Source organism: Streptomyces sp. NPDC059080 (genome assembly GCF_042739975.1).
Lineage (GTDB): Bacteria > Actinomycetota > Actinomycetes > Streptomycetales > Streptomycetaceae > Streptomyces > Streptomyces benahoarensis.
This window is the reverse complement of the sequence record NZ_JBHYGX010000016.1, coordinates 53,757-72,235: the sequence shown is the minus strand read 5'-3', so window position 1 is coordinate 72,235 and position 18,479 is coordinate 53,757. Positions and strand designations below refer to the sequence as shown.

At 74.5% G+C, this 18,479-nt stretch carries 16 protein-coding genes; 5 read left to right on the top strand and 11 right to left on the bottom strand.

The window, feature by feature from the left end:
• Window positions 1-72 precede the first annotated feature (72 nt).
• Together ACFWWQ_RS15590 and ACFWWQ_RS15585 are read right to left on the bottom strand one after the other, a co-directional pair.
• On the bottom strand, window positions 73-300 hold the full coding sequence (locus tag ACFWWQ_RS15590; RefSeq protein ID WP_384596092.1) for a hypothetical protein: 228 nt from the start codon (window positions 298-300) through the stop codon (window positions 73-75).
• Window positions 301-421: 121 nt separating this feature from the next.
• Entirely contained in the window at window positions 422-1,957 is a 1,536-nt protein-coding gene (locus ACFWWQ_RS15585) for an AMP-binding protein (protein ID WP_384596089.1), read from the bottom strand.
• 348 nt (window positions 1,958-2,305) lie between these two features.
• Between ACFWWQ_RS15585 and ACFWWQ_RS15580 the strand changes: the two genes are divergently transcribed.
• Window positions 2,306-4,396 (top strand): SpoIIE family protein phosphatase, encoded by a 2,091-nt coding sequence (locus ACFWWQ_RS15580; protein ID WP_384596086.1) that lies wholly within the window; start codon window positions 2,306-2,308, stop codon window positions 4,394-4,396.
• 25 nt (window positions 4,397-4,421) lie between these two features.
• Here the strand turns inward: ACFWWQ_RS15580 and ACFWWQ_RS15575 are convergent, their stop codons facing one another.
• From ACFWWQ_RS15575 to ACFWWQ_RS15560, 4 genes are all read right to left on the bottom strand, one after another.
• A complete protein-coding gene (locus ACFWWQ_RS15575) occupies window positions 4,422-5,279 on the bottom strand; it encodes a carbohydrate ABC transporter permease (RefSeq protein ID WP_384596083.1) in 858 nt (285 codons plus the stop codon).
• Window positions 5,276-6,247 (bottom strand): carbohydrate ABC transporter permease, encoded by a 972-nt coding sequence (locus ACFWWQ_RS15570; RefSeq protein WP_384596079.1) that lies wholly within the window; start codon window positions 6,245-6,247, stop codon window positions 5,276-5,278. Before ACFWWQ_RS15570 ends, ACFWWQ_RS15575 begins: the two co-directional genes overlap by 4 nt.
• Window positions 6,228-7,604 (bottom strand): ABC transporter substrate-binding protein, encoded by a 1,377-nt coding sequence (locus tag ACFWWQ_RS15565; RefSeq protein WP_384596076.1) that lies wholly within the window; start codon window positions 7,602-7,604, stop codon window positions 6,228-6,230. Before ACFWWQ_RS15565 ends, ACFWWQ_RS15570 begins: the two co-directional genes overlap by 20 nt.
• A 141-nt stretch (window positions 7,605-7,745) precedes the next feature.
• Entirely contained in the window at window positions 7,746-8,507 is a 762-nt protein-coding gene (locus ACFWWQ_RS15560) for a DeoR/GlpR family DNA-binding transcription regulator (protein ID WP_384596073.1), read from the bottom strand.
• 494 nt (window positions 8,508-9,001) lie between these two features.
• Between ACFWWQ_RS15560 and ACFWWQ_RS15555 the strand changes: the two genes are divergently transcribed.
• The gene (locus ACFWWQ_RS15555) at window positions 9,002-9,457 is read left to right on the top strand and encodes an STAS domain-containing protein (protein WP_384596070.1); all 456 of its coding nucleotides are present in this window, start codon (window positions 9,002-9,004) and stop codon (window positions 9,455-9,457) included.
• Window positions 9,458-9,584: 127 nt separating this feature from the next.
• On the opposite strand, the gene ACFWWQ_RS15550 is transcribed toward ACFWWQ_RS15555, so the two are convergent.
• On the bottom strand, window positions 9,585-10,724 hold the full coding sequence (locus tag ACFWWQ_RS15550) for a LysR family transcriptional regulator (RefSeq protein WP_384596067.1): 1,140 nt from the start codon (window positions 10,722-10,724) through the stop codon (window positions 9,585-9,587).
• A gap of 266 nt (window positions 10,725-10,990) precedes the next feature.
• Here ACFWWQ_RS15550 and ACFWWQ_RS15545 point away from each other — a divergent pair, with 266 nt between their 5' ends.
• The 3 genes from ACFWWQ_RS15545 to ACFWWQ_RS15535 are packed head-to-tail and all read left to right on the top strand — an operon-like array spanning window position 10,991 to window position 15,286.
• A complete protein-coding gene (locus tag ACFWWQ_RS15545) occupies window positions 10,991-12,238 on the top strand; it encodes an NAD(P)/FAD-dependent oxidoreductase (protein ID WP_384596063.1) in 1,248 nt (415 codons plus the stop codon).
• Window positions 12,239-12,290: 52 nt separating this feature from the next.
• Window positions 12,291-13,721 carry a 2-oxoadipate dioxygenase/decarboxylase family protein gene (locus ACFWWQ_RS15540; RefSeq protein WP_384596060.1) on the top strand — a complete coding sequence of 477 codons (1,431 nt, stop codon included), beginning with the start codon at window positions 12,291-12,293 and terminating at the stop codon, window positions 13,719-13,721.
• Window positions 13,718-15,286, top strand: a complete 1,569-nt coding sequence (locus ACFWWQ_RS15535; RefSeq protein WP_384596057.1) for an aldehyde dehydrogenase family protein — start codon at window positions 13,718-13,720, stop codon at window positions 15,284-15,286. The genes ACFWWQ_RS15540 and ACFWWQ_RS15535 overlap by 4 nt, the downstream gene beginning before the upstream one ends.
• A 42-nt stretch (window positions 15,287-15,328) precedes the next feature.
• On the opposite strand, the gene ACFWWQ_RS15530 is transcribed toward ACFWWQ_RS15535, so the two are convergent.
• From ACFWWQ_RS15530 to dhaL, 4 genes are all read right to left on the bottom strand, one after another.
• The gene (locus ACFWWQ_RS15530; RefSeq protein ID WP_384596054.1) at window positions 15,329-16,078 is read right to left on the bottom strand and encodes a hypothetical protein; all 750 of its coding nucleotides are present in this window, start codon (window positions 16,076-16,078) and stop codon (window positions 15,329-15,331) included.
• Window positions 16,075-16,674 (bottom strand): RNA polymerase sigma factor, encoded by a 600-nt coding sequence (locus ACFWWQ_RS15525; protein ID WP_384596050.1) that lies wholly within the window; start codon window positions 16,672-16,674, stop codon window positions 16,075-16,077. Before ACFWWQ_RS15525 ends, ACFWWQ_RS15530 begins: the two co-directional genes overlap by 4 nt.
• Window positions 16,675-17,407: 733 nt before the next feature.
• Window positions 17,408-17,830, bottom strand: coding sequence for a PTS-dependent dihydroxyacetone kinase phosphotransferase subunit DhaM (locus ACFWWQ_RS15520; protein ID WP_384596047.1), 423 nt, complete (start codon window positions 17,828-17,830; stop codon window positions 17,408-17,410).
• Entirely contained in the window at window positions 17,827-18,435 is a 609-nt protein-coding gene (gene dhaL / locus ACFWWQ_RS15515; protein ID WP_384596044.1) for a dihydroxyacetone kinase subunit DhaL, read from the bottom strand. The genes ACFWWQ_RS15520 and dhaL overlap by 4 nt, the downstream gene beginning before the upstream one ends.
• Window positions 18,436-18,479 lie beyond the last annotated feature (44 nt).

Sequence of the window (18,479 nt, the reverse complement as noted above, 5' to 3'; positions counted from 1 at the left end):
GGGAACCGGCCGCCACCCACGGGGGTGGCGGCCGGTGTCGTGCCGGTCCCGCTCAGGGGGCGGGAGGCCGGGTTACTTCCACTCGTCCTTCCACCTCAGGCTGCCGCCGAAGCAGCCCTCGTCGAAGATCGGGTTGCCCTCGATGATGGCGGCGCGGAGGCCGCAGGCGCCGAACCTGGCGTCGCCGCTGGAGTGGGCGGAGTGGTGGTCCTTCCCGCCACCGGCCATGGCGGAACCGGCGCCGCCCAGGATGAGGGTGGCGGCGAGAGCGGTGGCTGAGAGGACGGCGCGCATGCGCATGAATACTCCTCGCGAGAGTGCGGTGGATGCGATCGATTCACAGATCACCCCGGCCCACCGCACGCGAAACGTGGACGCGCCCCGCGCTCAGCCGATCGCGTGACCGATTCCCCCGGCGAGGTCAGCGCCCCGCCTCCTCCTTGGCTGCCGCCCGTAGCAGCTTCTTGTCGGGCTTGCCCGCGTCGGTCAGCGGCAGCGCGTCCAGGAAGGTGATGCGGGCCGGTTCGTACATCGCGCCGCGGGTGTCGCGGACCAGGGCGCGCAGCTGCGCCTCGTCGACGTCGCCGCCGGGCGCCCGGACGACGGCGGCGTGCACCCGCTCCATCCGGTCGCTGTCGCGGACGCCGAAGACCGCGCTCTGGCGGACCTGCGGGTGGGTGTTGAGCAGGTCCTCCAGCTCGGTGGTGTACACATGGCCGCCGGCCACGACGATCATGTCCTTGATGCGGTCGACGATGGTGACGTAGCCGTCGGCGTCGATGAAGCCGATGTCGCCGGTGCGCACCCAGCCGTCCCGCATGACCTCGGCGGTCAGCTCCGGCTGCTTCCAGTAGCCCTGTATGGTCATGTCGGACCGCGCGCACAGTTCGCCGGTCTCGCCCGCCGGGAGGTCGTTTCCGGCCTCGTCGCGGACGGCGACCTCGACGCCGGGGATGACCTTTCCGGCCGAGCGGAGCCGCTCGGGGCGCGCCGGGTCGTGGTCCTCGGGGGTGAGGATGCTGATGCCGCCGGCCTCGTTCTGGCCGTAGACCTGCATCAGCACCGGGCCGAACCGCTCGACGGCGTCCGCGAGGCGGGCGGGCGACGCCTGGCAGCCGCCGTACGTCAGATACCGCAGGCTGCCGGTGTCGGTGGTCGCCGCGGCGGGGTGGTCGATCAGCTCGTACAGCAGCGGCGGCAGGATGAAGAGGTGGGTGATCCGCTCGCGCTCGATGGTGGCGAGGACCTCGCCCGGGTCGAAGTCGTCGTGCAGGACGACGGTGCCGCCGGTGTGCAGGACGCCGTCGGCCAGCAGGCCCGCGGCGTGCGCGAGGGTGGTGCAGACGAGCTGGCGGGGCGCGGCGTCGCCGAACATCTTGCCGCGGCTCCACGGCCCCTGGGCGAAGGTGCTGCAGATGCCCTTCGGGTGGCCCGTGGTGCCGCCGGTGTGGCGGATGAGGCAGATGTCGTCGGGGCGGGCGTCGCTCGCCACCGGCTCGGCACTCTGCGCGGCGGCCAGCTCCAGCAGATCGCTGCCGGTCTTGGCGGGGCCGAGCATCAGCACATCCGGACCCGGCGCCAACTCCGCCAGCTCGGCGGCGCGTTCGGCCTGCCGCGGGTCGACGATCAGCGCCCGGGTCTCCACATCGCGCACGATCGCGGCCTGCGCGGCGACGGAGAGCTTGTTGTAGAGGTGGTTGATGCGGCAACCGAGGAGGCCCGCGGCGTAGCGGGCGGCGATGACCTCGGGGATGTTGCCGCTGAGCAGGGTGACGGTGTCGCCGCGGGAAACGCCCCGGGCGCGCAGGGCGCGGGCGAGGCGGTGGACGAGGTCGCGCAGCTCGCCGCCGGTGATTCGGCGGCCCTGGTGGATCAGTATCTCGCGGTCCGAGTGGGCGGCGAGGACGTCGAGGTTCTCGTCCACGTGCGTACGGAACGGCGGGGCGGCTGCGGGCATGGGGACCCTCCTGGGACCGGCGACGGGGCGCGCGGACGGGCGACGTGAATCAGTTGCTAAAGGCAACTAAAGGAGTTTAGCGGCTCCTGAATCCCACCTCCAATCGGAGGGTCGAGATTCGGACATTTGCGGCACCGGCCCCGTACCGCCCCCGCACCGCCCCCGCACCGGCCCCGAAGCGCCCGCCGGACGACCCGCGCGGTGCCCCGGACCCCCGTCGTGCCGCCGCCCCACCGCCCGGCCATGGCCGACTCGGCGTTCGCGAGGGATGATGGTGCGCAGCGCAGCACGGCGGAAAACGGACGGTGCCCCCGGGCGCCGCCCGCGCCCGGCGGAAGGAGTGCCTGGATGGGGGCGACCGACGCGTTCCCCGGCGACATGGGCCCCGCCGGGGCGGCACCGGGGGAAGCGGGCGGCCTTCTCGACGCGCTGGGCGTGGCCGCGGTGATGCTCGACGCGCGCGGCCGGATCGCGCTGTGGAGCCCCCAGGCCGAGGCCCTGTTCGGCTGGAGCGCCGCGGAGGCGCTGGGCCGCCCGGCCGCCCAGCTGCTGGTAGCGCCCGAGCACACCGAACTGGTCCTCCAGCTGTTCTCCCAGGTCATGGCCGACGGCACCACCTGGGCCGGCTCCTTCCCGGTCCGGCACAAGGACGGCACCACCCGCCCCGTCGAATTCCGCAACATGCGGCTCACCGACACCGAGGGCCGCGTCTACGCCCTCGGCATGGCCTGCGACCGCCAACTGCTACACCGCGTCGAACGCGACCTGGCGCTGTCCGTCCGGCTCGTCGCCCAGTCCCCGATCGGCCTCGCCGTCCTCGACACCGACCTGCGGTACGTCATGGTCAACCCGGCGCTGGAACGCCTCAACGGCCAGCCCGCGGGCACCCAGCTCGGGCTGCGCCCCGACGCCTGCCTCAGCTTCCTGGACACCGGCATGCTGATGACCAGCATGCGCAAGGTCCTCGCCACCGGCACCCCGCGCCTCGACCAGGTCACCGTCGGCTGCCCGCCCGACGACCCCAGCACGGAGCACGCCTGGTCGGTCTCCCACTACCGCCTGGAGGACCCCGGCGGCCAGGTGCTGGGCGTGGCCTCCTCGGTGCTGGACGTCACCGACCACCACCGCGCCGCCACCGAGGCGGCCCGCGCCCGCCGCCGCCTCGCCGTCATCGCCGACGCCTCCGCCACCGTCGGCACCACCCTCGACGTGGACCGCACCGCCCGCGAACTCGCCGACGTCGTCGTACCGGAGCTGGCCGACCTCGCCGCCGTCGACGTCCTCGACAGCGTCCTGGAGGGCCGCCGCCCCCTCCCGCCCGTCCCGGACGGCCCCGTACGCTTCCGGGCGCTCGCCGTCGCCAGCGCCCGGCCCACCGACGCCGAGCAGGCGCTCGACCCGACCGGACAGCTCGCCGCCTACGACACCGAGCGCGTCATCACCCAATGTGTGACCACCGGCCGCCCGGTGCTCCTCGCCCGCGTACGCCCCGCCGACCTGCCGCGGATCGCCGCCGACGAGGACGGCGCCGCGGCCCTGGCGCGCGCCGGGCTCCGCTCCTACCTCGGCGTCCCGCTGATCGCCCGCGGCGACGTCCTCGGCGCGGTGTCGCTCTACCGCGTCCGCAACGACGCGCCGTTCGACGAGGACGATGTGGTGCTCGCCGTCGAACTCGCTGCCCGCGCCGCCGTCTGCATCGACAACGCCCGCTCGTACCAGAGCGAGCGCCGCACCGCGCTGACCCTCCAGCGCCATCTGATGAGCGAGGCGCCCGCGCAGCCCGCCGGGATGGCCATCGCCCACCGCTACCAGCCGGCCCGCGCCGCCGTGGAGATCGGCGGCGACTGGTTCGACGCCCTCGCGGTCGCCGGTGACAAGACCGCGCTCGTCATCGGCGACGTCATGGGCAGCGGCATCAACGCGGCGGCCACCATGGGGCAGTTGCGCACCACCACCCGCGCCCTCGCCGACCTCGACCTGGAGCCCGCCGAGGTGCTGCGCCACCTCGACCACGCCGCCGCCGGACTCGATCCCGCCTTCGCCACCTGCATCTACGCCGTCTACGACCCGCACGCCGGGGAGTGCCGGATGGCGAGCGCCGGGCATCTGCCGCCCGTCGTCGTCCGCCCCGGGCCGCGCCCCGCCCTCGCCCACCTGCCGACCGGCGCACCGCTCGGCGTCGGCGGCGTCCCCTTCGAGCAGACCGCCGTCCCGCTGCACCCCGGCGACCGTCTGGTGCTCTACACCGACGGGCTGGTGGAGACCCGCGACACCCCGATCGACCGCCGCCTGGGCCACCTCGTCGACCTGCTCGCCGTCCCGCACGACGACTTGGAGGAGCTGTGCGACCACCTGCTGGCCGCGCTGCGCCATCCGCACGACCACGACGACGTCGCCCTGCTCATCGCCCACGCCACGGGCCTGACCCCGCGCACCTGACCGCCCGGCGCGGGGGACGTGGCCGTTACTTCACCGCCCCCAGGGACAGCCCCTGCACCAGCTTGTCCTGGGCGGCGAAACCGGCGGCCAGCACCGGCAGCGAGATCACCGTGGCCGCCGCGCAGACCTTGGCCAGGAAGAGGCCCTGGCTGGTGACGAAGCCGGTCAGGAACACCGGCGAGGTGCCCGCCACCACACCGGTCAGCACCCGCGCGAAGAGCAGTTCGTTCCAGCTGAAGATGAAGGAGATCAGCGCGGTGGCGGCGATACCGGGCAGCGCGACCGGGCCGACGATCCGCAGCAGCGTGGTGGCCAGCCCCGCGCCGTCCAGTGACGCCGCCTCCAGCATCTCGACCGGCACCTCCGCGAGGAACGACCGCATCATCCACACCGCGATCGGCAGGTTCATCGAGGTGTAGAGGACGACCAGCAGCCAGATGTCGTCCAGCAGCCCGGTGTTCTGCGCGACGAGGTAGACCGGCAGCAGCCCGGCCACCAGTGGCAGCATCTTCGTCGACAGGAAGAAGAACAGGACGTCGCTCCACTTGCGCACCGGCCGGATCGACAGCGCGTACGCCGCCGGGACGGCGAGCAGCAGCACCAGCAGGGTGGAGAGGACCGACGCGGTGAGCGAGTTGACCAGCGGCGGCCAGGGGCCGAGCCCGCCGCCCGCGCCGAAGAACTCGCGGTAGCCGTGGAGCGTCAGCGGGGCGGTGAGCGACGGCGGATTGGCCGCCGCGTCCTGCTCGCTGTGGAGCGACGTCAGCACCATCCAGGCGACCGGCAGGAAGAACGCGATCCCCGAGAGCCAGGCCGCCAGCCCCAGCAGACCGTTGGCGCGGCGCCGCCGCCGCAGGGAGGCGGGCACGGTGGTCGGGGTCATCGGGTGATCTCCTCGTGGAGCAGGGACGACACGGTGCGCAGCGCGAAGGTCGCCACCAGCAGCGAGCACAGCACGACCACCACCCCCTGCGCGGACGCCCGGCCGTAGTCATGGGCCTGGTAGAAGGTCTGGTAGAGGGTGTACGGCAGATTGGCGGTGCCCAGGCCGCCCGAGGTGATCGTGAACACCGCGTCGAAGTTCTGCACCACGTACACCGTGCCCAGCAGCGCCGCCAGTTCCAGGTAGCGGCGCAGATGCGGCAACGTCAGATACCGGAAGATCGCGAACGCCCCGGCGCCGTCCATCCGCGCCGCCTCGATCGCGTCGGCCGGACGGGACTGGAGCCCGGCCAGCAGGATCAGCATCATGAACGGCGTCCACTGCCAGATCAGCGCCGTCTCGACGGCGGCCAGCGGCGACGACGTCATCCAGTCCGGCTGCGGTGCGCCGTCACTGCCGAACAGCCGCCACACCGCGGTCAATACGCCGTTGAACAGCCCGTACGACGCGTTGTACAGCGCGTGCTTCCACAGCAGCGCGGCGGCCACCGGGACGACGAGGAACGGCGTGATCAGCAGCGTGCGCACGAGGCCCCGGCCGAAGAACTTCCGGTCCAGCAGCAGCGCCAGCCCCAGCCCCAGCACCAGGCTGACCAGGACCACCGTCACCGTCAGCAGCACCGTCGTGGCGACCGAGGCGCGCAGCGCCGGGTCGGTGACGACCGCGGCGTAGTTGTCGAGGGCGGCGAAGCCGCGGCGGTCCGGGGCGAGCGCGTTCCAGCGGGTGAAGGAGAGCACCACCGTGGCCACGAACGGCAATTGGGTCACGATGATCAGGAACACCAGCGCGGGCAGCAACGGCGCGCGCCGCGCCCACTCCTTCGCCCGCCGGGCGGCCGCGCCCCGTACGGGCGCCGCGCCACCGGACGCGGCGCCGCTCCGCAGGGTCTCAGCGGTCGGTGTAGGCATCGGACACCTCCTGGGCGAGCCGCCGGCTCTCGGCGAGGGCCGCGGCCACGCTCTGCTTGCCCGCGACAGCGGAGCTGATCTCCTGGGACACCTTGGTGCCCAGGTCGGAGAACTCGGGTATGCCGACGAACTGGATACCGGGCGCCGGACGCGGCTGCACCCCTGGATCATCGGGCCGCGCGGTGCGGATCGCCTCCTCCGTCGCGGCGGCGAACGCGCCCGACTCCCTGCGGTACTCGGGGTCGCGGTAGAGCGAGGCGCGTTTGCCGCCCGGCGCCCGCGACCAGCCCAACTCCTTGCCCGCCAGCCGCTCGTAGCCCTTGCCGGACGCCCAGGAGACGAACTTCCAGGCGGCGTCCTGATGACGGCTCGCCTTCTGCACGCCCCAGGCCCAGGTGTAGAGCCAGCCCGCGCTCTTCGTCTTCTCGACCGGCGCCGGTACGTAGCCGATCTTCCCGGCGACCTTGGAGCCGTCGCTCTCCAGCGACCCGGCGCCCGCCGTCGCGTCGTACCACATGGCGACCTTGCCCTGCTGCATGTCGTTGAGGCACTCGGTGTAGCCCGCCTGCGGGGCGCCCGCCTCGCCGTGCTCACGGACCAGGTCGACGTAGAACTGCGTGGCCCGGGTGAACTCGGGGGAGTCGACGCGCGGTTTCCAGTCCTTGTCGAACCAGGTGCCGCCGAAGGTGTTGACGACGGTGGTCAGCGGCGCGGCCAGCTGCCCCCAACCGGGCTGGCCGCGCAGGCAGATGCCCTTCATGCCCTTACGGGAGCCGTCCAGCTTCGCGGCCAGTGCGGCGACCTGGCGCCATGTCGGACGGCCGGGCATGGTCAGGCCCGCGTCGGCGAGGACGTCCTTGCGGTACATCAGGAACGACGACTCGCCGTAGAACGGCTCGGCGTAGATCTTCCCGTCCGCCGCGGTCAGCGAGGAGCGGACCGGTGCCAGGATGTCCTGCTGGTCGAACTCCGGGTCCTTTGCGGCGCGTTCGCCCAGCGGGGTCAGCCAGCCGTTGCGGGCGTAGATCGGCGTCTCGTAGTTGCTGAGGCTGGCGACGTCGTACTGTCCGGCCTGGCTGGAGAAGTCCTGGCTCATCTTGTCGCGCAGATCGTCCTCCGGCAGCAGCGTGAAGTGCACCTTGATGCCGGTCTCGGCGGTGAAGTGCCGGGCGGTCAGCCGCTGGAGGTCGACCATCTGCGGGTTGTTGACCATCAGGACGTTGATCGTGTCGCTGCCGTCGTTGCCGGTGTCACCGGCGCCGCGGTAGCAGCCGGCGGTGGTCAGCGCCAGGGCCAGGGCGAGGGCGGCCGGTGCCGCCGTGCGGGCCCGGCGGTTTCCGGGGGAGCGTGCTCTCACGGCTCGTACCTTTCTGGACGTGTCCGGGCCGCCGCGCCCAGGGACGTGACGGCCCGCACGGGGCGAGGGGCGGCCGGCGGGCCGCGGCGGCGGACGGAGGCGGCGGACGGAGGCGGCGGTGCCGGGCGCGGCCCGCCCGGGTCAGACCCGGAGCACCTGCGGCCCCAGGAGGGAGTAGCGGTGGGCCTCCGGCGCGGACAGCCCGGCGTCGGTGATGACGGTGTGCACGTCCCCGATCTCCGCGAACCGGCAGAAGCTGCTCGCCCCGAACTTGCTGTGCACCCCCACCAGCACCCGTCGCCGCGAGGACCGCACGGCCTGCTCCTTGACCTCGGCGACCGCCGGATCGGGCGTGGTCAGTCCGCGTTCGCGGGAGATGCCGTTGGCGCCGAGGAACGCCAGATCGATGACGAACCGGGCGAGCATGTCCCGCGCCCAGGAGCCGACGGTCGCCTGCGTCCCGCCACGGACCCGGCCACCGGCCAGCAGCACGGTCGTGGACTCGTTGGCCGACACCAGGGACGCGGTGCGCAGCGACGGGGTGATCACGGTCAGCGGCCGGTCGGCCGGGAGCAGCCCGGCGACCAGCTCCGGGGTGTACCCCTCGTCGACGAAGACCGTCTCCGCCTCGCCGAGCAGCTGTGCCGCGGCCGCTGCGATCCGGCGTTTCTCGGGAACCTGCTGGGTCTCCCGGCGCGCCAGCGTCGTCTCGAAGCCCGCGCTCTCGACCGGGTAGGCGGCGCCGTGGGTGCGCCGCACCAGGCCGCGCCGCTCCAGCTCGCTCAGGTCCCGCCGTACGGTCTCCCGGGCGACGGCGAACTCCTCGGCGGCGTCGGCGACCTCCACCCGGCCGGTCTGCCGGGCGAGCACGAGGATCCGGTGCTGGCGTTCCTCGGCCCTCATAGCTCTCTCCTGCGCTGTACGGTCGGCCCGCTCGGGCACGGATCAGGGGGCGCGCGCCGATCCGTTCGGTCATAGACCTGCCCGTTTCTGCCCGCCTGAGGTTTATAGCAACCGATCAGGGGCGTCTCGTTGCCCGCAGGGAGAGAAAAGTTGCCCGCTTCCGCCCGCACTTTTCCGCTCCGTGACAGCCTTGCGATCCGATGGCTGCCCGTTTGACCGCTCCGGGCGGTCCGCAGACATCTGCGGGCGCGCGGACCCCGGCGAATTCCGGCCGGACCGGCTGACCGAATCGCTCCCGAATGACCGCAAAAGATCATCCAGGGTCCCGGATGATCACTCGTGCGAGGGGTTCGGTACGCCCCCGCAACGGCCCTGAGCGGCGGCGGAGTACCCGCCCGCACCGCTGCACACCGGCCCGCCCGCCGGGCCACGCCCCGGGCGCGCTCCCGGCCGCGGCGGCGAGGCCCACCGCTGGGCCGCTTACGCTGGACGGCATGAGTGCGGATATGCGGTCGCTGGCGGTCACGGCACTCGTCCAGGCGGACGAGTGCGCGGTGCTGCGTGTCACGGGGGAGCTGGACCTCCGCACCGAGCAGGCATTTCTCGCCGAGGCCCGGTCCGTCGTCTCGGCCGGACACCGCTTCCTCGTGCTCGATCTGACCGCGCTGCGGTTCTGCGACTCCCGCGGCCTGAGCTGCCTGCTCGCCCTGGAATGGCTCTGCCGCCGCCTGGAGGGCCGCCTCCTCCTCGCCTCCCTGGGCGTGCGGATGCTGCGCCTGCTGGTGGGCACCCAGTCGCTCGGCGTCTTCTCCTGCTTCCCGACCGTCGGCCACGCCCTGACGGCCGTCCCGCACGCCAGCCGCCCCGTCTGGCCCCCGGAGCCGGACGACCCGCAGACACCCGACGCCACGGACCGGGAACCGCACACCGGCGGCCCGGCCCCCGCCTGACCGCGGGCCCCGCTCCGCGTCCGCCGGACCGCGCGATCGTCGACGCGGCCCGCTCCGGCGATGCGAGCGCCTTCGCGGCGGCGATCGGGACGCATAACGCCCCGGTACGGGGGCGGATGACGGCGGCTCAGGGGGCTGCGGCGCGTTCGTAGCCGTCGCCGGCCGCGGTACCGGCCGGCCTGTCCGTACGACCGTCGGCACCGCGCCCTGGGATCTCCTCCGGTACTCCCGGGGCCGGGGAAGGCGGCGCGCCGTCCGTGGAGCCCGCGCCAGAGGCCCGGGGCGCGCCGTTCGCCCCGCCCGAGTCCGGGAACGCCACCGCGCCACCCGGCCCGTCCGCCGCCCGGAACCCCACCACGCCCTCCGGCACCGCCCCCTCGCCCAACGCCCTGATCAGCGCCGCGACCGGCGGACGCCGCCGGGCCACCGCGTCCACCGCCACCACGAGATGCCGTTCCAGCGCGTCCGTCAGCGGCACCACGGTGACGCCCTCCGACCGCAGCCGCAGCATCAGATCCGTCACCGGCGCCACGCCCAGCCCCGCCGCGACCATCGCCAGTGAGGTCGCCGTGTCGGTGACCTCGTGCGCCACCCGCGGCTCGAACCCGGCGCGGCGGCACGCGGTGCGCACCGCCCGCCCGTAGTGCGACGCGGGCGCGGGAAGGATCCATGCCAGTTCCGCCGCCCGGGCCAGCCGCAGCGCGCCGCGCGCCGCCTCCCGGGGCGGGCACCCGGCCGGTAGCGCCAGCGCGAACCGCTCGGTCCGCAGCCGCACCAGCTCCACCTTGCCGTCGCGCGGCAGCGGCGCGTCCGGATAGTCAAGCCCCAGCGCCAGATCGACCCGCCCCGCGCACACCTCCGCGTACGCCTGGTCCACGTCCACCTCGCGGCTCACCACCCGTACCGCCGGATGGCGCGACCGCAGCCGGTGCAGCGCCGGTGCCAGCAACACCGCCGCCGCGCTGCCGAACACCCCCAGCACCAGCCGCCCGCCGACCTCGCCCCGCCCGCGCTCCACCGCCGCCAGCGCCTCCGCCTGCGCCGCGAGGATCCGTTCGGCGTGCACCGCGAGGGTCCGTCCGGCGTCGGTCAGCTCCACCCGGCGGCCCGTCCGCCGCACCAGCTCCGCGCCGGTGGCCCGCTCCAGCGCGGCGATGTGCTGCGACACCGCGCCGGGCGTGTACCCCAGCGCCGCGGCCGCCGCGGTCATCGTGGCGCCGCGGGCCAGCTCCAGGAGCGTTCTGAGCTGCGGGCCCGGAAGTTCCATGGCGTCAATCTACGGGCGCGCCGTCCGCCGGGGGAGGGGGCCGAGGCGGCCACCGGCGCGCGCCGTCCGCCCGATCACGCAGGACCCCTGAAAGATCACATGGAGCAACTCTCCATGGACGTAAGGCCGCCCGGGGCCCCACCATCGGGACACCCGGAAGCGCGCCGCGGCGCCGCGCCCGGGCCCGCCGGGCGGCGCCACCCGGCGGCGCACCGCTCCCGCACCACCGCACCCACCCAGGTACCGGACGACGGGAAGGCGAACCGATGGCTTCCACCGCAGACCAGACCGAAGGCCAGCCCCCGGACCAGGCGCCCCGCCCGGGCCCCGCAGCCGCACCGCCCGATCTTCCCGACCGCGCCGATGTCGTCATCGTCGGCGGCGGCGTCATCGGCGCCAGCATCGCCTTCCACCTCGCCGAGGCGGGCGCCGGAGACGTGGTGCTCCTCGAACGTGACCACCCCGCATCCGGCTCGTCCGGCAAACCCCTCGGCGGCGTCCGTGCGCAGTTCTCCGATCCGCTCAACATCCGCCTCGGCCAACGCAGTCTCGATGCCTGGCGCGACTTCGCCCGCCGCCCCGGCGCCGACATCGGCCTGGAACACGCCGGATACCTCTTCCTCCTCGGCGACGCCGCCGAACGCGACCTCTTCGCCGCCGGGATCGCGCTGCAGAACTCCCTCGGCGTCCCCAGCCGCCTGATCACCCCGCGTGAGGCCCACGACCTGTGCCCGTACGCCGACCCGGACGCCCTCGTCGCCGCCGCCTACTCACCCGCCGACGGCTACGCCCGCCCGGAAGCCGCCGTCACCGGCTATCTGCGCGCCGCCCGCCGCCTCGGCGCCCAGGTCCACACCCACTGCCCGGTCACCGCCGTCGACACCGCCGCCGCCCCCGGCCGCCAAGCGGTCCGCACCCCGCACGGCACGGTGCACACGCCCGTCCTGATCTGCTGCGCCGGTGCCTGGTCCGCGACCGTCGGCGCGATGGCGGGGGCGCGGCTGCCCGTCACCCCGCTGCGCCGTCAGATCGCCCTCACCGGCCCACTGCGCCCCGCGCCGCCCCGTATCCCCTTCACCCTCGACTTCGGCTCCACCCTCTACTTCCACAACGACACCGCCGACGGCCTCCTCCTCGGCCTCTCCGATCCCGCCCAACCCCCGGGCTTCGACCGGAGGTTCACCCGCGAATGGCTCACCCCCTTCCGCGCCGCCGCGGCCCGCCGCGCCCCCGCCCTCGCCCGCCTCCCGGTCCGCGACGGCTGGGCCGGGCTCTACGAGATGACCCCGGACCGCAACGCCCTCATCGGCGAGGCGGACCGCGACCCGAATCATCAGGGACGGTTCCTGTACGCGACGGGCTTCTCCGGCCACGGCTTCCTCCAGGCGCCCGCCGTCGGCGAGATCGTCCGCGATCTGTGCCTGCGCCGCCTCCCGTTCCTCGACGTCACCCCGCTCTCCGCCGCCCGCTTCGACGGCTCCACGCCCACCCGCCCCGAGGCCCACGTCATCTGACCGCCCCACACCACCTCTCCGACCGCCCCACACCACCTCCGGAGGCCCTCGTATGGTCCCCACCTGGCGGCTGCGCGCCGCCTTCGCCCGCCGCTTGTCCGCCGTGTACGGCGCGGAGGTCCCCGCGTACACCACGCTCCTGGAGGTGACCGCGCGGATCAACGAGGAGACCGTGCGCCGCGACGGACACCCCGGACACCTCGGCGGACTCGACCGCGTCACCGCCGAACGGCACGGCGCCATCCGCGTCGGCACCCCACACGAACTCCACCAGGCGGCCACGGTCTTCGCCGCCCTCGGCATGCACCCCGTCGGCTTCTACGATCTGCGCGACGGCCCCGGCGCCGTCCCCGTCGTCTCCACCGCCTTCCGCCCCCTCGACGCCGAGGAGCTGGAACGCAACCCGTTCCGCGTCTTCACCTCCCTGCTCACCCCCGACGACCGCCGCTTCTTCGACGCCGATCTGGCGCGCCGCCTCGGCACCTTCCTCGGCCGCCGGACCCTCTTCCCGCCCGAACTCCTCACCCTGGCCGCCCGCGCCGAGGACGGCGGCGGCCTGCCCGACGCGGACGCCGACCGCTTCCTCGCCCTCGCCACCGAGGCGTTCGCCCTCTCCGCCGAGCCCGTGGACCGCGCCTGGTACGAGGAGTTGTCCCAGGTCAGCGCCGTCGCGGCGGATATCGGCGGGGTCACCACCACCCACCTCAACCACCTCACCCCGCGCGTCCTGGACATCGACGCCCTCTACCGGCGGATGACCGACCACGGCATCACCATGATCGACCGCATCCAGGGCCCGCCCTGCTGGGACGGCCCCGACGTCCTGCTGCGCCAGACGTCGTTCCGGGCGCTCGCCGAACCCCGCGCCTTCCGCGAGGTGGACGGCCGCGTCACCGACGGCACCCTGCGCGTCCGGTTCGGCGAGGTCGAGGCGCGCGGCATCGCCCTCACCCGGACCGGCCGCGCCCGCTACGACGCCCTCACCGCCGAGACCGACCACCGCACCGCCGACCCCGGCGGGAGCGCCGCGGACCACGCCGCCACCGCCCGCGCCGTCTGGGAGGCCGGCTTCCCCCGTACCGAACGCCAACTCGCCGCCGACGGACTCGCGTTCTTCACCTACGCCCCCGCCCTCACCCGCCCCCGCGACGGCCGCCGCCCGCCCGACGACCTCGCCGGACTGCTCGACCACGGCTGGCTGACCGCCCACCCGATCGTCTACGAGGACTTCCTCCCGCGCTCCGCCGCCGGGATCTTCCGCTCCAACCTCACCCGCGACACCACCCGCGACACCACCCGCGACACCACCCGCGACGCCGACCGCACCGCCGCCCCCTACGACGCCGACCGCCTCGCCGCCGCCCTCGACCGCCCCGTCCACGACCCGTTCGCCCGCTACGCCGACCGCAGCTTCACCACGCTGCGCCGGGCCCGCCGCGCCCTCGGGCTCGACCTGGGCACCACCTCCGAGGAGTCCGCATGAGCCGCCCCACCGCCCCGTCCACCGGGACGCTGCCCACCACCGACGCCCTCCGCGACCGGGCCGCCGCCGCCCTCGCCCGCTGCGGCGCGACCGCCGCCCTCGATCCCGCCGCCACCTCGCCCGGCGCCGCGCTCACCGCCCGTACGCCGCTGACCGGCGGCATCCTCGGGACGCTGCCGGTCACCGGAGCCGACGAGGCGGACGCCGCGCTCGCCGACGCCCACCGCGCCTTCCACGCCTGGCGGACCGTCCCCGCGCCCCGCCGTGGCGCGCTCGTCAAACGGCTCGGCGCGCTGATCGACGCCCACCAGAGCGACCTCGCCGATCTGGTGACCATCGAGGCGGGCAAGATCCGCTCGGAGGCGCTGGGCGAGGTCCGCGAGATGACCGACATCTGTGACTTCGCCGTGGGCCTCTCCCGCCAGCTGTACGGCCGCACCATCGCCGGTGAACGTCCCGGCCACCGCCTCAGCGAGACCTGGCACCCGCTCGGCGTCACCGGCGTCATCACCGCCTTCAACTTCCCCGTCGCCGTATGGTCCTGGAACGTCGCGCTCGCCCTCGTCTGCGGCGACCCCGTCGTCTGGAAACCGTCCGAACTCACCCCGCTCACCGCCCTCGCCTGCACTGCCCTGCTCGCGCGGGCGGCCGCCGACACCGGTGCGCCGGACGGCCTGCACCACCTGCTGCTCGGCGGCCCCGGCCTCGGCGCGCTCCTCGCCGACGACGCCCGGGTGGCGCTGGTCAGCGCGACCGGCTCGGTGCGGATGGGCCGCGCCGTCGCGCCCCGCGTCGCCGCCCGCTTCGGCCGGACCCTGCTGGAACTGGGCGGCAACAACGCCGCCGTCGTCGCCCCCTCCGCCGACCTCGACCTCGCCCTCCGCGGCATCGTCTTCGCCGCCGCCGGCACCGCGGGCCAGCGCTGCACCAGCCTGCGCCGCCTCCTCGTCCACGAGGACGTCGCCGACCGCCTGCTGCCGCGCCTCGCCGACGCGTACCGCGGCCTCACCGTCGGCGACCCGTTCGCCGGCACCACCCTCGTCGGACCGCTCGTCCACCGCGCCGCTCGCGACGCCATGGACGAGGCGCTGGCCGCCGCCCGCCGCGACGGTGGCACCGTCCTCGCCGGGGGCGAGGCGTGTCTGACCGGCGAGGCACCGGACGCCGCGTACGTCCGCCCGGCGCTGGTCCGCATGGACCGGCAGACCGCCGTCGTCCGCACCGAGACCTTCGCCCCGGTTCTCTACGCGCTGACCTACCGCACCCTGGACGAGGCCATCGCCCTCAACAACGCGGTCCCGCAGGGCCTTTCGGCGAGCATCTTCACCCGCGACCAGCGGGAGGCCGAACGCTTCCTCGCCGCCGACGGCTCCGACTGCGGCATCACCAACGTCAACATCGGCACCTCGGGCGCCGAGGTCGGCGGCGCGTTCGGCGGGGAGAAGGAGACCGGCGGCGGCCGCGAATCGGGCTCCGACGCCTGGCGCGGCTACATGCGCCGCGCCACCAACACCGTCAACTACTCCGACGCGCTCCCGCTCGCCCAGGGCGTCACCTTCCTGTGACGGCACCGCCCCCGGGCCCCGCCCGGAACCGGGAGCGGCCGGTCAGCGGGGTCCGCCCAGGTCCCGTACCAGCGTCGGCGAGGGCCGCGGGATCTCCCCGAAGTCCTCGTCGTCGCCGTCCACCGTCAGCCGGTTGATCACGCCCTCCAGCGCGGGCGGCAGCATCGGCGCGAGCCCGCTGTGCCACTGCACGAGAAGGTTGTGGCGGGCGGCGTCCGGCAGCAGCTGACGGGTGTCGAACGCCGGGATCTGCCGCCGCTCCTCGTCGGGGGAGTGCGCCGCCTGCTCCCGCCAGTACGCCGCGTCCCGGAAGTCGCCGTTGCGGCGGTGCGCCAGATAGAGGCAGTACGCCGCGGTCCGGCTGCCCGCTCCGGCACCGAAGTGCCACCAGAAGTACGCCGCCTCGCTCCGCCCCGTGAGGTGCAGCAGACACGCGAAGACCAGCGCGCCCTCCGGGTCGATGCAGTGCTCATCGACCAGCCGCTCCAGACTGGCCGCCGCCGCTGCCGCGTTCACCACCAGCGCACACGCCAGCTCCAGCTCGTGCGTCGCCTCGTCCCGCGCACTGGGATACGCACTGGGCGCACCCCGCTCGGGCAGGACCGACGGGGGCACGCCGGGCGTGGCACCCGCCTCCGGGCCGTCGCCGTCCAGCAGACCGAAGCCGTCGAGGACGCCGCGGTCGTCCAACTCCCCGAAACTCTCCAGGCCATCGATGTCGGCGACCGCCGCGGCGGCGTCGAGCAGCGCCTCGACGGTGTCGCGCCGACCGGTCCCGTGCGGGAAGGTCATGGCCGGTTCCCCCTTGCGTTTCCCTGATCCATTCCGAGCGCCGCGGCGAGCCTGCGCCTGCCCCGGCTGGCGTGCGAGCGGACGGTGGCCTCGTCGACGCCCAGCAGCGCCGCGATCTGCGCGTCGCCGTATCCGATGACATGCCGCAGCACGATCACGTCGCACTGCCGCTCCGGCAGCCGGGCGATGGCCGCGTACAGCCCCAACTGGCTCTCCAGTAACGCGAACTGCGCCTGGAATTCCCGCAGCAGCGCCTTGGTGACCACCGCGAAGGCCGCGGTCTCGGTGAGCGCGGTGGGCTGCCGGTGGTCGTAGAGCCACTCCACGACGCACTCCTTGAGGAGCGCCCAGGCGAACGCCTCCACCGACGCCTGCCGCAGCGCGTGCGGCCACACGGCGGCCAGCCGGCGGAAGGCGCCGCGGGTCACCTCGACGGCGGCGTCGCATCCCCCGGTGTGCAGATAGGCGTACGTGAGCCACTTCCGCGCGTGGGTGGCGTGGAACGCCTCGAAGGAGAAGGACAGCTGACGGTCCGTCTCGGTGTCCTCATCCGTGTCCGTGGCCACGAAGACGCGCGAGTCGGCGTACCGGCTCATGTATGCCCCTCGCCTGCGCGCCGGGTATGTCGCTGCCGGGCGCGGTGGCACGCCCCGCGTACGCCGGTGGGGAAAGGGGAGCGCGCGGGTGGTGCGGTGCGGGCGGCGACCGGGGGCCGCCGGGCCCTGGTGGCCTTCCGCCGCGCCGCCGCCGGATGGGCGTGCGCCCCCGCGGATACGGGCGGGAGCCGGTTCCGGTATGCGCTCACGAGCCGTCCTCGTTCCGTTCGCCGTGCACCGCCGTCCCCGGCGCGTCAGACGGCGGGGGAGCGGCGGGAGGACGGTTGCCCTCCCTTCCAACCAACAGGAAAGTGCACCCATTTGTGGCATGGGGGCCAAGAAATCCGCCACCAGGTATTCATATGACCGCACGCGACCGGGGCGCGGGCGCCAGGCATCCGCGCGCGCCCCGCGCACGCCGTCCGCCCCGGCGTGCGCCCCGGCCGTCCGGGTGCCGCGGCGCGGCCCGTGCGGGCCGTGGCGGGGGCGCGCCCCGGTGCCACAATCGATCATGGTCGCCGGTGCGGCGGCCCGCCGGACAGGGGAGGCTGCACACGATGAGCGACCACACCCCATCAGGGGTGGACCTGCGGTTGGACCGGGCCCACTCGGCCCGTATCTACGACTACTTCCTCGGCGGGAAGACCCACTCCAGGCCGACGCCCACGACCCGGGCGGCATCATGGCGGCGCCCCCACTCCTCGAAGCCCCGGACCTCCGCCGGTGGCGCCCCTCACTCCTTCCGGTACCCGTACGCCTCCCCGGCCGCGGCCGCCACCGCCGCCAGGCCGGCGCCGGTCGACGCGGTGACCACGGCGGCCACCGCGCCCTCCAGGAAAGGCGCGTCCACCAGCCGTGCCCCGTCGGGCAGTTCATCGCCCTCCGCCAGCATCGCCTTCACGGTCAGCACCGCGCTGCCCAGATCGACGAGGAGCGCGACGCCCGCCCCGCCGTCCACCGAACGCGCCGCCTCGGCGATCAGCTCCGCGCTGGTGCCCAGACCGCCGTCCGGTGTGCCGCCCGCCGGGGCCACAGGCGCGTCCGCCCCGGCGCCCGCCAGCCCGGTGGCGAGCGCCGCCACCGACTCCGCCACCGTTCCGCTGTGCGACACCAGCACGATGCCGACTGTCCCGGCCACCGCCGCCCGCCCCGTCATCGCGCCACCTCCGCGAGCGCCGCGAACAGCAGCGCCGACGACGCCGCCCCGGGATCCTCGTGCCCGATGCTGCGCTCCCCGAGATAGCTGGCGCGCCCCTTACGGGCCTGGAGCGGTACGGTCGCCCGCGCGCCCTGCCCGGCCGCCTCGGCCGCCGCCGCGAAGCCGTCCGCCAGCGCCGTGACCGCCGGGTCCAGCGCGTCCAGCATCGTCTTGTCGCCCGGCGCCGATCCGCCGAGCTGCCCGACCGCGTCCACTCCGGCGCGCAGCCCGTCCCGCAGCTGCTCCAGGCCGACCCGTTCCGCGTCGCCGAGCGTTTTGCCCGTCCGTCGCAGCAGCGTGCCGTACAGCGGACCGGACGCACCGCCGACCGTGGAGACCAGCGTCCGCCCCGCGGCCATGAGGACGGCGCCGGGCGTCGCCGGGGGCTCCTTCTCCACGAGGGTGCGCACGGCGGTGAAACCGCGCCGGAGGTTGCTGCCGTGGTCGGCGTCGCCGATCGCGGAGTCCAGGTCGGTGAGGTGACCGGCCTCCCGGTCGACGGCGGCGGCGACCTCCGTCATCCACCGGACGAAGAACGCGGCATCCAGGGCCGTTTCGGGCACGTGACTCTCCTCTGCTCGTAGCGGTGCGGTCGGTGCGGTCGGTG